Source organism: Pseudomonas lijiangensis (assembly GCF_018968705.1).
Classification (GTDB): domain Bacteria; phylum Pseudomonadota; class Gammaproteobacteria; order Pseudomonadales; family Pseudomonadaceae; genus Aquipseudomonas; species Aquipseudomonas lijiangensis.
This window is the reverse complement of sequence record NZ_CP076668.1, coordinates 2812908-2828961: the sequence shown is the minus strand read 5'-3', so window position 1 is coordinate 2828961 and position 16054 is coordinate 2812908. Positions and strand designations below refer to the sequence as shown.

The 16054-nt window shown below is 60.3% G+C and carries 1 pseudogene (running past one end of the window); it reads right to left on the bottom strand.

What is annotated here, in order from left to right:
- A pseudogene (locus KQP88_RS12140) lies at window positions 1-16054 on the bottom strand (non-ribosomal peptide synthase/polyketide synthase); its annotated part reaches 12917 nt to the left of the window's first position; the annotation flags it as partial.

Below are 16054 nucleotides of genomic sequence, written 5' to 3'. Positions count from 1 at the left end.
CCAGAGCCATCAGGGTTGGCTGACTGAACAGCACGCGCACATCGGCACTCAGGCCTTGCTGACGCATCTTCTCGATCAGCTTGACTGCCAACAGCGAGTGACCGCCCAGTTCGAAGAAGTGATCGTGACGACCCACCCGCTCGACCTGCAGCACCTCGGCCCAGATCTGCGCCAGAGTGGTTTCGATTTCGCCTTTTGGCGCTTCGTAGCCGCGGCTAATCAGGGCTTGCAGATCCGGGGCCGGCAAGGCCTTGCGGTCCAGCTTGCCATTCGGGGTCAGGGGCAGTTTTTCAAGATACACATAAGCTGCAGGCACCATGTATTCAGGTAACTGGCCTTGCAGGTGCGCTTTCAGGGTTTCCAGGTTGATTTCGGCAACGCTTGAAGTGAAGTAAGCCACCAAGCGTTTGTCGCCCGGCACGTCCTCACGAGCCATGACCACTGCTTCTTTCACGCTTTCATGACGGGCCAGCTTGGCTTCGATTTCACCCAGTTCGATCCGGAAACCACGGATTTTCACCTGATCGTCGTTACGACCCAGGTACTCGATATTTCCATCCGCCAACCAGCGACCCAGGTCGCCGGTGCGGTACATGCGGGCTCCGGCGTTGAACGGGTCTTCAAGGAAGCGTTCGGCAGTCAGGTCATCGCGGTTCAGGTAGCCACGGGCTACACCGGCACCACCGATATAGATTTCGCCCGGAACGCCCAGTGGGACTGGTTGGCAGTGCTCGTCCAGCAGGTAGAACTGGGTATTGGCTACCGGCTTGCCGATATGCGCGGCAAAACCGTTTGCACGATCCATCGAAACCCAGCTGGAGTACGTGGTGGTTTCCGATGGGCCATACAGGTTGCACAGGCGCTGGACGCTGGTTTCAGCGAACAGGCTTTCCACCAGCGAACCTTTAAGAGCTTCACCGGCCACGTTGACGGTATGCACACCTTCTTGCAGACCACCCGATTCCAGAAGCGCCTTGAGCGCCGAAGGCACAGTGTTGATCAGCGTCACATCATGCTGACCTTCTTGCAGGGCCAGTACGTTCTTGACCACATCGATACGACCTCCCGAGATCAACGGCGCAAAGCACTCGTAGACTGCCAGGTCGAAGTTCAACGAGGTTGAGAACAGCGTCTTGGCCAGCACCTCAGGCGCAAACGCCTGCTGCGCCCAGGTCAGGAAGTTGACCGTATTGCGATGCTCGATCATCACGCCTTTGGGCAAGCCAGTGGAGCCCGAGGTGTAGATGACGTAAGCCAGATGAGCCGACGTCAGCCCCTCGATCACCGGATTGGAGACGGATTTGTCCTGCCAGTCGGGCTGATCAAGATTGATAACGGTGACACCTGCCGCCGATACCAGGTCCAGCGTGGTCGATTGTGCTAACACCGCCGCCGGAGCGCTGTCTTCCAGCATGTAGGCAATACGCTCGGCTGGATACGCCGGATCCAGCGGCACATAACCACCGCCTGCCTTCAGAATTGCAAGCAGGCCGACCACCATCTCGACACCGCGCTCGACACAAATTGCCACACGGGAATCGGGCACCACGCCCTGACTGCGCAGGTGATGCGCCAGTCGGTTGGCCCGCTGATTCAGTTCGGCATAGATCAAATGCTCAGAGCCAGACACCAGCGCCACGGCACCCGGCGTTCGTTCGACCTGAGCCTCGAACAAACCATGCACGGTCTGATCAAGCGGGTATTCAGCCTCGGTAGCGTTAAACCCTTTGAGCAGTTGCTCGCGTTCATCCTTCGGCAGTACCGACACATTGCTGAGCGCAGCCTGTGGATGCTGCTCCAGTGCCTCCACCAGACCGATCAGCGCCGTATGCATATAAGCCGATACGCGCGCGGCACCGATACTGCTCTGTACCTGCGCGATCAGCTCGAAACCTTCGCCATGATCGTCCACGGACAGGGTCAGTGGGTAGTTGGTGCGCTCATCACCTTTGAGCGCTTCGATACCGGCCCAGGCCGGCGACAGGCTGTAATCGCCCGGAGCCGCGCTGTAGCGATAGTTGAGCAAGGCGCTGAACAGTGGCGTCGAAGCCGGCACGCCACTGCACCGCTGTGCCAGAGCCAGCGGTGCATGTTCGTGAGCCAGCAAGGCGCTCAGGCGAGCGTGGGTTTCACGCACGCCGGTACGTGCTTCAAGAGCATTGAGTTGCAGACGCAGCGGCAAGGTGTTGATAAACATGCCCAGCGCACGATCGGCCCCTTCGCCACCACTGAGACGACCCATCAGGACAGTGCCGAACACCACATCATCACGACCACTGGCTGCACTGACCACCTGCGCCCAGGCCAGATGATGCAGAGATGCCACACTGACTCCAAGCTGGCGGGCCTGGGCTCGCAGGCGCTTGCTAAGGTCCAGGTCCAGAGGCAGACGGTGTTCCTCGATATCACGGCCTTCACCCTGCACTTCATGCAGGCCGAACGGCAGCGTCGGCTCGTCGAGATCCCCCAGCATGTCGCGGAAGAAGACTTCCTGAGCTTCGCGATCGGTCCCAAGGCGCGCCTGAGCCACATAGTTGCGATACGGCACCGGCTCGCTCAAAGGCTGCGAATTGTCCAGCAGCCAGGCTTCCATCTCGTGCTGGACCACTTCCAGCGCGGTATGGTCCAGCGCCAGGTGATGGAACAGCAGGAAGGCGACCCAGCGCTGACTGGCCGGATCATGGGCATAGGCAATCCACATCAGCGGTGCCTGACGAATGTCCATCCGGTGCTGACGGGCATCGAAACGGTGCTGCAACTGGCTGACGACATCCAGAGAAGCATCCACCTCGACCTGTTCCACTTTCAGTTGCGCCTGACGCCAGACCACCTGCACCGGCTCGTCCAGCCCTTCCCAGCACAGCGAGGTGCGCAGGATATCGTGGCGGTCGATCACCGATTGCAGCGCGCCGGTGAAGGCATTCAGCCGTTCTTCATTGGCAAAACCGAAGACCGCCTGCAACACATAGGGGTCGCCCTGCTCGGCTGCCAGGTGGTGATAGAGAATCCCCTCCTGCAACGGTGCCAGCGGGTAGATATCCTGGATATTGGCTGAGCCGCCCGGAATGGAGGCAATGACCTGCTCCAGTTGCCCTGCACTGATCTCCAGCAATGGCAGCATGTCAGGGGTGATATGCGTACAGCCCGGCTCGATCAGGTTGGCCGGGACACGGATTTCCGTGCCATTGCCCACCGCAGCGGCCAGAGCCATCAGGGTTGGCTGGCTGAACAGTACACGCACATCGGCACTCAAGCCTTGCTGACGCATTTTCTCGATCAGCTTGACTGCCAACAGCGAGTGGCCACCCAGTTCGAAGAAATGGTCATGACGACCGACGCGCTCGACTTGCAGCACGTCGGCCCAGATCTGCGCCAACGTGATTTCGGTTTCGCCAACCGGCGCTTCATAGCCACGGCTGATCAGGGCTTGCAGATCCGGGGCTGGTAGCGCCTTGCGATCCAGCTTGCCGTTCGGGGTCAGGGGCAGTTTGTCCAGATGCACGTAGGCCGCCGGGACCATGTATTCCGGCAATTGACCTTGCAGATGGGCTTTGAGGGTTTCCGGATCAACTTCAACACCGGCCGAGGTGAAATACGCCACAAGACGCTTGTCGCCCGGCACGTCCTCACGAGCCATGATCACCGCTTCTTTCACGCTCTCATGACGCGCCAGCTTGGCTTCGATTTCGCCCAGTTCGATACGGAAACCACGGATTTTCACCTGATCGTCGTTACGACCCAGGTATTCGATATTGCCGTCCGCCAACCAACGGCCCAGGTCGCCGGTGCGGTACATGCGTGCTCCGGCGTTGAACGGGTCTTCCAGGAAACGTTCAGCCGTCAGGTCATCGCGGTTCAGGTAGCCACGAGCTACACCGGCACCACCGATATAGATTTCGCCTGGAACGCCAAACGGTACAGGTTGACGGTGCTCATCCAGCAGGTAGAACTGGGTATTGGCCACCGGCTTGCCGATATGCGCGGCAAAACCGTCCTTACGATCCATCGAAACCCAGCTTGAGTAGGTGGTGGTTTCCGATGGGCCATACAGGTTGCACAGACGCTGGACGCTGGTTTGCTCAAACAGGCTTTCTACCAGCGAGCCCTTGAGTGCTTCACCCGCCACGTTGACGGTATGCACACCCTCTTGAAGGCCGCCCGATTCCAGCAGCGCTTTCAGCGCCGAAGGTACGGTGTTGATCAGGGTCACATCATGCTCGCCTTCTTGCAGCGCCAGCACGTTCTTGACCACCTCAATGCTGCCGCCCGAGATCAGCGGCGCAAAGCACTCGTAGACTGCCAGGTCGAAGTTCAGCGAGGTGGAGAACAGCGTTTTGGCCAGAACTTCAGGCTCAAACGCCTGCTGCGCCCAGGTCAGGAAGTTGACTGTATTGCGGTGCTCGATCATCACGCCTTTCGGCAGACCGGTTGAACCCGAGGTGTAGATCACATAAGCCAGATGAGCTGGCGTCAGGCCTTCGATCACCGGATTGGAGACAGATTTGTCCTGCCAGTCAGGCTGATCCAGATTGATCACCGGCACACCCGCTGCCGATACCAGATCCAGCGTCGCCGATTGCGCCAGTACCGCTGCCGGCGCGCTGTCTTCCAGCATGTAGGCAATACGTTCAGCCGGATACGCCGGATCCAGCGGCACATAACCACCGCCCGCCTTCAGAATGGCCAGCAGGCCAACCACCATATCGATACCGCGCTCGACACAGATCGCCACGCGAGCATCCGGCACCACGCCCTGACTGCGCAAGTGATGCGCCAGACGGTTGGCTCGCTTATTCAGTTCGGCATAGCTCAGTTGCTCATCGCCAGACACAAGCGCCACGGCATCCGGCGTGCGCTCCACCTGGGCCTCGAACAAACCATGAACGGTCTGATCAAGCGGATACTCGGCGACGGTATCGTTATAGCCATGGAGCAATTGCGTGAGCTCTTCGGCAGGCAATACCGAAACCGAATAAAGCGGTGCAGTCGGCGTGTTCTCCAGCGCATCCGCCAGTTCAGTCAGTGCCGTATTCATATAGGCCGCCACACGCGCAGCGCCGATACCTTCCTGCACTAGAACCGTCAGTTCGAAACCTTCGCCCTGGTCATCCACAGACAGGGTCAATGGGTAGTTGGTGCGCTCTTCGCTTTTCAGCGGTTCGATACCTTGCCAGGCCGGCGACAGGCTGTACTCGCCCGGTGCCGCGCTGTAGCGATAGTTGAGCAAGGCGCTGAACAAAGGCGTTGAAGCCGGTACGCCGCTGCAACGCTGAGCCAGCGCCAACGGCGCATGTTCGTGGGCCAGCAAGGCACTCAGACGAGCATGAGTTTCACGCACACCGGCTTTTACTTCACCTGCACCCAATTGCAGGCGCAGCGGCAAGGTATTGATGAACATGCCCAGTGCACGATCCGCACCTTCACCACCATTGAGGCGGCCCACCAATACCGTGCCGAAGACCACATCGTCACGACCACTGGCCGCGCTCAATACCTGACCCCAGGCCAGGTGATGCAGGGACGCCACACTGACTCCAAGCTGACGGGCCAGGGCTCGCAGGCGCTTGCTCAGTGGCAGATCCAGCGTCAGGCGATGCTCCTCGATACCACGCCCCTCACCCTGCACTTCATGCAGGCCGAATGGCAGCGTGGGCTCGTCGATATCACCCAGCATGTCGCGGAAGAAGGCTTCCTGCGCTTCGCTGTCATTGCTCAGGCGTACCTGTGCCACATAATTGCGATACGGCACCGGCTCGCTCAGATGCCCGGTATCGCCCAGCAGCCAGGCTTCCATCTCGTGCTGGACCACTTCCAGCGCGGTATGGTCCAGCGCCATGTGATGGAAAAGCAGCAAAGCCACCCAACGTTGGGTTGCAGAATCCTGGGCATAGGCGATCTGCATCAGCGGTGCCTGACGAATGTCCATGCGGTGCTGACGCGTATCGAAACGTGCCTGCAGCTGGCTGGCGATATCGCCTTGTTCGAGATCCAGCTCAAGGTGCTCCATGCCCAGGGTGGCCTGACGCCAGACCACTTGAACCGGCTCATCCAGCCCTTCCCAGTACAGCGAAGTGCGCAGGATATCGTGGCGGTCGATCACCGATTGCAGCGCACTGACGAACGCATCCAGCCGGTCTTTGTCGGCAAACTCGAAAGCAGCCTGCAACACGTAAGGATCACCCTGTTTCGCCGCCAGGTGATGATAGAGAATCCCTTCCTGCAACGGCGCCAGCGGGTAGATATCCTGGATATTGGCAGTGCCGCCGGGGATGGAAGCGATGACCTGTTCCAGCTGCTCTTCGCTGAGGGTTACCAGCGGCAGCATGTCCGGCGTAATGCGGGTGCAGCCCGGCTCGATCAGGTTGGCAGGGACACGGATTTCCGTGCCATTGCCCACCGCAGCCGCCAGAGCCATCAGAGTTGGCTGGCTGAACAGCACACGTACATCGGCACTCAGGCCTTGCTGACGCATCTTCTCGATCAGCTTGACTGCCAGCAGCGAGTGGCCGCCCAGTTCAAAGAAGTGATCGTGACGGCCTACGCGCTCGACTTGCAGCACTTCGGCCCAGATTTGTGCGAGAGCTTTTTCTACGTTGCCTTGTGGCGCTTCGTAGCCACGGCTGATCAGGGCTTGCAGGTCCGGGACCGGCAAGGCCTTACGGTCCAGCTTGCCGTTTGGTGTCAGCGGCAGTTTTTCAAGATGCACATAGGCCGCAGGGACCATATATTCAGGCAACTGGCCTTGTAGATGGGCTTTCAGGGTTTCCAGATCGACTTCGGTAACATTTGAGGTGAAGTACGCCACCAAGCGTTTATCACCCGGCACGTCCTCACGAGCCATGACCACGGCTTCTTTAACGCTTTCATGACGCGCCAGCTTGGCCTCGATCTCACCCAGCTCGATACGGAAACCACGGATCTTGACCTGATCGTCGTTACGACCCAGGTATTCGATATTGCCGTCTGACAACCAGCGACCCAGGTCACCGGTGCGATACATCCGCGCTCCGGCATTGAACGGGTCTTCCAGGAAGCGTTCTGCGGTCAGGTCATCGCGATTCAGATAACCCCGCGCCACACCCGCACCACCGATATAGATTTCACCCGGCACGCCAAACGGCACTGGCTGACGGTGTTCGTCCAGCAGGTAGAACTGGGTATTGGCGACTGGCTTGCCGATATGCGCGGCAAAACCGTCTTCACGATCCATCGCCACCCAGCTTGAGTACGTGGTGGTTTCCGATGGGCCATACAGGTTGCACAGACGCTGGACGCTGGTCTGTTCAAACAGACTTTCCACCAGCGAACCTTTAAGAGCCTCACCCGCCACGTTGACGGTATGCACGCCCTCTTGAAGGCCGCCCGATTCCAGCAGCGCTTTCAGCGCCGATGGGACGGTGTTGATCAGCGTCACATCATGCTGACCTTCTTGCAGGGCCAGCACGTTCTTGACCACGTCGATACGACCGCCCGAGATCAACGGCGCAAAGCACTCATAAACCGCCAGGTCGAAGTTCAACGAGGTCGAGAACAGTGTCTTGGCCAGAACCTCAGGCGCAAACGCCTGCTGTGCCCAGGTCAGGAAGTTGACCGTGTTGCGGTGTTCGATCATCACGCCCTTGGGCAGACCGGTCGAACCCGAAGTGTAGATGACATAGGCCAGATGAGCCGGCGTCAGCCCCTCGATCACCGGATTGGAGACGGATTTGTCCTGCCAGTCGGGCTGATCGAGATTGATAACCGGCACACCTGCCGCCGATACCAGCTCAAGCGTGACCGATTGCGCCAGCACCGCCGCAGGCGCACTGTCTTCCAGCATGTAGGCAATACGTTCAGCCGGATACGCCGGATCAAGCGGCACATAACCACCACCCGCCTTCAAGATGGCCAGCAAACCGACCACCATCTCGACACCGCGCTCGACACAAATTGCCACACGCGAATCAGACACCACACCTTGGCTACGCAAGTGATGCGCCAGTCGGTTGGCCCGCTGATTCAGTTCGGAATAGCTCAGTTGCTCACCGCCAAACACCAGCGCCACGGCATCCGGCGTGCGTTCGACCTGAGCCTCGAACAAACCATGAACGGTCTGATCGAGTGGATACGAGGCCTGAGTGGCATTGAAGCCGGAAATCACTTCATCGCGTTCTTGCGCAGGCAGGATTTTCAGCGCATGCAACGGCAGATCAGGCGCGGATTCCAGGGCATCGGCCAGGCTTTCCAGTGCGGTGCTCATATAGCCCGCAACACGCTGTGAAGCAATGGCTGCCACAGTCTGCACGGTGAGCAGGAAACCTTCGCCCAGATCATCCACCGACAGCATGAACGGATAGTTGGTCCGTTCCATCACTTCCAGCACTTCAGCGCCACCCCAGCGCTCGACCTCTTCGTCAGACAGGATCGGGCTATGGCGATAGTTGAGCAAAGCACTGAACAACGGCATGGATGCCGGCACGCCGCTGCAACGCTGGGCCAAGGCCAGGGATGCATGTTCGTGACCCAGCAGCGCGGTCAGGCGCGTATGGGTCTGGCGCACACCCTGGCTGACGCTGACAGCGCCCAGAGCAACCCGCACCGGCAGCGTATTGATAAACATACCCAGGGCGCGCTCGGCACCGCTGCCCGCTTGCATACGGCCCAGCAATACCGTGCCGAAGACCACATCGCTGCGTCCCGACAGATTACCGACCACCTGAGCCCAGGCCAGATGGTGCAGGCTTGCAGGGCTCACACCCAGTTTGCGGGACAGGCCACGCAGGCGCGTACTCAAGGCCGCATCCAGCCTGAAACGGCTTTCCTCGACACCGCTACCGTCACCTTGTACCTCTTGCAGCCCCAGCGGCAATGTCGGCTCTTCGACGTCGCCCAGCATTTCGCGGAAGAAGTCTTCGTGGGCCGCCTGGCTGACAGCCATCCGGGCCTGTGCCACATAGCGACGGTAAGGCATTGGCGTATCGAGGCCGGTCGCTTCGCCACTCAGGATGAGCTGCATTTCATGCTGCATCACTTCCAGCGCGGTATGGTCCAGAGCAATGTGGTGGAACAGCAGAATCGCGACCCAGCGCTGGTTTGTTTCGTCATGGGCGCAGGCCATACGCATCAGCGGCGCCTGCCCCAGGTTGAGTCGCAGGTCACGCGGGTCGAACAACGCCTGCACCTGGCTGGCGATATCGCCTGCCGATGCATCCAGCTCCAGGGTTTCAACGATCAGGCGAGCCTGGCGCAGCACCACTTGCAGCGGTTGCTCAAGGCCATCCCAGATCAACGCGGTGCGCAGAATGTCGTGACGGTCGATAACGGTCTGCAACGCAGCGATAAAGCTGTCGAGCTGCTCCCGGCTGTCCATGGCAAAGGCAGCCTGCAGCAGGTAGGGATCACCCTGTTCCGCAGAAATGTGGTGGTAGAGAATCCCTTCCTGCAACGGCGCCAGCGGGTAGATGTCCTGAATATTGGCCGCACCGCCCGGCATGGCGGCGACGATACGATCAACCTCGTTCTGCTCCAGATCCAGCAAGGTCAGCATCGACGCGGTGATGTGCTCGCAGCCTTCGGGAATACCGTTATCGGGAATCTGCAGGGCCTCTTCCACACCGCCCACCGCTGCCGCCAGTGCCGACAGGGTCGGCTGGCTGAACAGCACACGAACATCGGCATCCATATCCAGCTGACGCATGCGTTCGATCAGCTTGACCGCCAGCAGCGAATGGCCGCCCAGTTCGAAGAAGTGGTCGTGACGACCCACCTGAGCGACGCCCAGTATCTGCGACCAGAGGCCGGCCAGAGTCGTTTCGATAGTGCCTCGCGGCGCTTCATAAGCCTGACTGACAAAGGCCGAGGCATCCGGCGCGGGCAAGGAACGGCGATCCAGCTTGCCGTTGGCCGATACCGGCATTTTTTCCAGTTCGACATAGGCGGCCGGGATCATGTAGTCCGGCAGGCACGCCTGCAAGTGAGCCCGCAGCACATCGACCGACGCCGGCTCCTGGCCAGGTTGCTGGGTGAAATAGGCAACCAGGCGCTTGTCGCCGGGAGTGTCTTCACGGGCGACAACCGCAGCATCGCGCACAGAGAGGTGATCGGTCAGGCGGGATTCGATTTCCCCCAGCTCGACCCGGAAACCACGAATCTTGATCTGGTCATCGTTACGACCCAGGTATTCGATGACGCCATCGGCGTTCCGGCAACCCAGGTCGCCGGTCTTGTAAAGGCGGCCAGAACCGGCTTCAACAAAAGGATCGGCCAGGAAACGCTCGGCCGTCAGGTCGTCACGGTTCAGGTAACCGCGTGCGACACAGGTGCCGCCAATATAGATCTCACCCGCAACGCCCACCGGTACAGGCTGGAACTGTGCATCGAGCAGATAGATGCGGGTATTGGCCACCGGTACGCCGATGGCTGGCAAGGTTGGCCAGTCCGCAACATTCACCGGCAGGGTGTGCGAAGTGGTGACATGGGACTCGGTCGGGCCGTAATGGTTATGCAGACGGCATTCTGACAAATGCTCGAACAAAGCGCGGATGGGCGCCGTAATACGCAACTGTTCACCGGCAGTGACGACCTCGCGCAACGCGCAGGTTTGCTCGCGCAGGGCCGGATAGTCGGTCAACGCTTCGGCCAGAGCCTGCAAGGCGATGCATGGCAGATACAGACGCTCGATGCGCGCCTCGCACAGGTGCAGGTACAGCTTGCGCAGGTCCAGTCGGGTGTCGGCATGAATCAGTGACAGCGGCGCACCGGCACACAGGGTGCTGAAGATTTCCTGGAATGCCACGTCAAAGCCCAGGGCCGCGAATTGCACGGTGGCCGGGGCCGGGTTGCCGCTTCTGATGCCTTCAGCGAGCTGCCACTGCATCAGGTTGACCAGTGGCACATGGGGCATGGCCACGCCCTTGGGCTGGCCGGTGGAACCTGAGGTGTAAATGACGTAGGCAAGGTGCTGCGGAGCAAGCCCACGGGCAGCCAGTTCCGGGTTGTGGTCAGGCTGGCGGCTGAATTCTTCCGCACCTTCGGCCAGGCCGTCGAGCAGCACGCCGGGCACGGCGGAGTCCTTGAACAGTTCGGCAACGCTGGCCTGGCTCAGCACGGCCTTGGGAGCCGAATCGCTGAGCATGTATTCCAGGCGTTCTGCCGGGTAATCCGGGTCCAGCGGCACATACCCTGCCCCGGCCTTGAGAATGCCCAGCAGGCCGGCAATCATTTCCGGACTGCGACGGCAGCAGATTGCGACCCGGTCATCGAAGCCGACGCCCAGTTCCATCAGACGATGGGCGATACGGTTGGCCTGGCGATTCAACTCGCCGTAACTCACACGCTGCGACTCGAACGTCACCGCCAGTGCGTCCGGCTGCTGCTCGGCACGGGCCTCGAACAATTGATGCACCAGCAGATCCCGGGCGTATGCCTCATCACAGGCATTGAAGCCATGCAACAGTTGCTGACGCTCGGCATCTGGCATATAGGCCAGACTCTGCAGCTCAACCTCGCTGTCGCGATCCAGTGCATCGGCCAGGTCGCCCAGCACCGCATGCATGTAATCGGCGATGCGGCGGGCACCGATCCCCGGCACGACCTGCACCGTCAGGCTGAAAGCCTCGCCCAGGTCGTCGACCGAAAGCGACAACGGGAAGTTGGTACGTTCTTCACCGCCCGACAGCTCGAAACCGGCCCATTTCAGAACGGTTGTGGCCTCACCGGCAGAAGCACCCACAGCTGCATGACGATAGTTGAGCAAGGCACTGAACAGCGGCGTCGGCGCTGCCACACCACTGCAACGTTGCGCCAGGGCCAGTGGCGCATGCTCATGGCCGAGCAAGGCCGCCAGACGCTCATGGGTGGTGCGAATCGCCGCCCTGACGCTCGGCCCCTGGGCCGGTACGCGCAGCGGCAGCGTATTGATGAACATACCCAAGGCGCGATCGGCGTCCTGGCCGCCTTGCATGCGGCCCATGAGGACAGTACCGAAAACCACGTCATCACGGCCCGACAAGCGACCGACCACCTGACCCCAGGCCAAGTGATGAATGCTGGCATTGCTGACGCCCAGCTCACGGGCATGGGCACGCAGGCGCTGAGCGAGTTGATCGTCCAGCGCTACGACGGCCTGCTCGATGGCAATGCCGTCACCCTGCACGTCCTGCAAACCGAACGGCAGCGTCGGCTCGTTCACATCGCCCAGAGCCGAGCTGAAGAACGCCTCGTGCTCCTCACGGCTGATGCCGAGACGGGATTGAGCCACATAGTTGCGATATGGAACGGAAGCCGCCAGCTCGGCGCTTCGTCCATCGATATGAGCCTGGATTTCCATGCCCAGAATGCGCAGCGAGGTGGCATCGTCGATGAGGTGATGCAGGAGAATCACTGCAACCCAGCCGCCGCGTGCGGCATCTTCGGCCAGGTGAAGCTCCAGCAGCGGCGCCTGACGCAGGTCGAAACGCATGTGACGCGGATCGAGGCGATCCTGCAACTGAGCGGCAATATCGCCGTCGGTCACGTGCAGTGCATGCTCGTGAACCCGCAGCGGCGCTTCGCGCCAGACCACCTGGACCGGCTCGTCCAGCCCTTCCCAGGCAATCGAGGTGCGCAGGATATCGTGTCGCGCAACCACGGCTTGCAACGCCTGAACGAATGAATCGACATGAGCACGGCTGTCCATGCGCAGCGTGCCCTGGAGCAGATAGGGATCGCCTTCGGGAGTCGACAGGTAGTGATAGAGAATGCCTTCCTGCAATGGCACCAGCGCGTAGATATCCTGGACATTGGCGACACCGCCTGGCACTCCGGCCACGACCGCATCGATCTGTTCCTGGCTCAGGCAAGCCAGCGGCAACATCTGCGGGGTAATACGCTGTACGCCCGGCTCGACAAGATTGGCTGGTACCGCCACTTCACGCCCCGAACCTGCCGTTGCAGCCAGCACTCGCAGCGTGGGCTGACCGAACAGGACACGCACATCGACGTGCAACCCGACTTCACGCATGCGCTCGATCAACTTGACCGCCCGCAGCGAGTCGCCTCCCAACTCGAAGAACTGGTCATGACGGCTGATGCGCTCGACACCCAGCAGTTCGCTCCACAGGCCGGCCAGCAGCGTTTCGACCGGGCCTTGCGGCGCTTCGTATTCACGCCGTGCGAAGGCTGCGGCGTCCGGTACAGGCAAAGCCTTGCGGTCCAGCTTGCCGTTGGTGGTCAGGGGGAATTCGGACAAGAGTACAAAGGCCGTGGGCACCATGTAATCAGCCAGGTTTTCCAGCAGTTCGGAGCGAAGATCGGCCGCTGTCGGTGACTGACCGGCTTCAGGTATCACATAGCCCACCAGACGCTTGTCGCCCGGCTCGTCCTGACGTGCAATCACCACCGCTTCGCGAACACCGGCGCAAGCTGCCAGGCGGCTTTCGATTTCACCCAGCTCGATACGGAATCCGCGGACTTTCACCTGATCATCGTTACGACCGAGGTAGTCGAGATTGCCGTCTCTTGTCCAGCGTGCCAGGTCACCCGAGCGGTACATCCGTGCATGAGGAGTGGCATCGAAGGGATCAGCCAGAAAACGCTCGGTGTTCAGTTCGGGACGGTTCAGGTAGCCCCTGGCAACCCCGGCACCGCCTACATACAGCTCGGCCACGACGCCCGGTGGAACCGGCTGGCCGTTGTCATCGAGCAGGTACAGGCGCAAGTCCGGAATACGCTTGCCGATGGGGCTGACACCGCCTTCGACATCGTCCTTGCTCAATGGATAACAGGTGACGTGTACGGTGGTTTCAGTAATGCCGTACATGTTGAACAGTTGTGTAGCAGCATTCGCATGACGCGCATACCAGGGCTTGAGAATGCTGGTATCCAGCGCCTCGCCACCGAAAATCACCTGTCGCAATGCATGCGGACGAGGGTTTTCGCCCTGGGCAGCAATGATCTGCCGGAAGGCGCTCGGCGTCTGGTTGAGGACCGTGACACCGGCTTCGCACAAAAGGTCATAACAGGCTTCGGGTGAGCGCGTCGTAAGTTGCGGTACCAGCAGCAGGCTGCCGCCATGCAACAGCGCACCCCAGATTTCCCAGACGGAGAAGTCGAAGGCGAACGAATGAAACAGCGCCCAGACATCATCGGTCCCAAAGTCGAACCATTCACGGGTTGCCGAGAACAGGCGCAGGACGTTGCGGTGCTCGACCATGACGCCCTTGGGCAGTCCGGTAGAACCGGAGGTATAGATCACATAGGCCAGATGGTCTGTTTCAAGCCCGGCGACCTGCGGATTTTCCTGAGGCTGCCCGGCAATACCGGCGGCCTCGGGCTGATCCAGAAGCAGCAGTGGAATGTCCTGGGCTGGCAAATGCTCAAGGTGTGCGGACTCGGTCAACAACGCCAGCGGCATGCTGTCGTCGAGCATGAATGCCAGACGCTCCTGAGGATAGGCCGGATCCAGCGGTACATAACCGGCACCAGCCTTGAGGATACCCAGCAGGCCGATGATCATCAGCGGGCCACGGTCGACACAGATCCCCACGCGATTGTCGGGGCCTGCACCCAGCTGGCGCAGGCGATGGGCGACCTGGTTGGCCTGGGCGTTGAGCTGGCCGTAGGTGACACGCTGGCCTTCATGCAGCAGCGCCATCGCATCGGGACGGGCCTGTGCCTGCGCCTCGAACTGGCCATGAATAGTCTGATAATCCTGCGCAGCAAGCTGCTCATGGTTCTGGTTCCAGGCTTCAAGCAACCGGGCCTCGGCAGGCGTTGGCAGGTTGAAGGCACGCACCTGAAGATTCGGGTCTTGCAGCCCCTGCTCCAGTATGTGCATGAAGCGCTCGGCGAGGCTCTCGACCTCATCAGCCTGGAAAAACGCTTCGTTGTAGATGAAGTCCATGAAGAACTCATCGGTATGGGCATTGGAGCGGATATAAATGGCCAGCGGCGTCTGCTCATAACCGCTGTTGCATTTGACGATGTATGAAGGTGCCCCATCGAAAGTCAGGCGCTGATCGGTCAACTCATAGGAAACCGACACATCGAAGACCTGGCCCCGGCCATCGCGCAACAGGCCCAGGGACCGGTTCATTTCACTCAGCGGGAAACGCTGGTTTCGGTAATCCTGTTTGAGAACACCGGCGATTTCAGCCGCCAGCTCAGCAAAACTCAGTTCGGCATCGAACCGCAGACGCACGGCACTGACCTGGGTAAACAGCCCCATGGTCTTGCGGAAATTCGCATTGGAACGGTTGAGGATCGGCAGGCCGAGGACCACTTCTTCGCGTCGGGATGTACGGATGAAGTACACATAAAGCGCAGCCATCAAAACCTGAAAACGCGAGCACTGCAGAGGCTGTGCGACCTGGTCGATGCGCTCCAGCAACGCAGGCGGGTAACTGCGCGACACCTGCCCTGAAGGTGCCAGGCCGGTGCCTGACCGATGGCGCGGCTCCAGCAGCGGCTCGGGTACATCCTGGTACTTGTTCAGCCAGTAATCCTGATCACGGGCATAACGCTTCGAGTCCCGGTAGGCGATATCGTCCTGAATGAATTGCACGTAGGACGGCGCCTGCGAGTCGTCAGAAGCGTCGTCTGCCTCATAGAGTTCGGCCAGATCCGTGAGCAGGAGCGAAATACCCCAGCCATCGATGATCAGGTGGTGGGCTTCAAGGCAGAAACAGCTCAAGTTCTCGCTGACCCGCAGCAGTTGCATGCGTATCAGTGGCGAGCCGTCCATCTTGAACGGTACCTGGGCGCGTGCTTTCACGAATTCGCGTATCGCAGTGTCCGGGTCTTCATGACCGGAGAAATCATGCAGCGTCATCTGCAAGGACGGATGATCGACAAAGGCCTGCACAGGCAGACCATCGTCACCTGTCCCATGCAACAGCACCATTCGCAACGCATCGTGACGACGAATCAGTTTCGTGGCAGCCCGCTGGAGACGCTCGCCATCGATATTGCCCTTGATCGGGGCATATCCGACCAGGTTGTAGAGAGGAATATCACTGTTTACAGCCTGATCGAGCCAGATATCACGCTGGGCGGCAGTCAGTGGGTAAGTATTGGGTACGGACAGGGACTGGTTCAT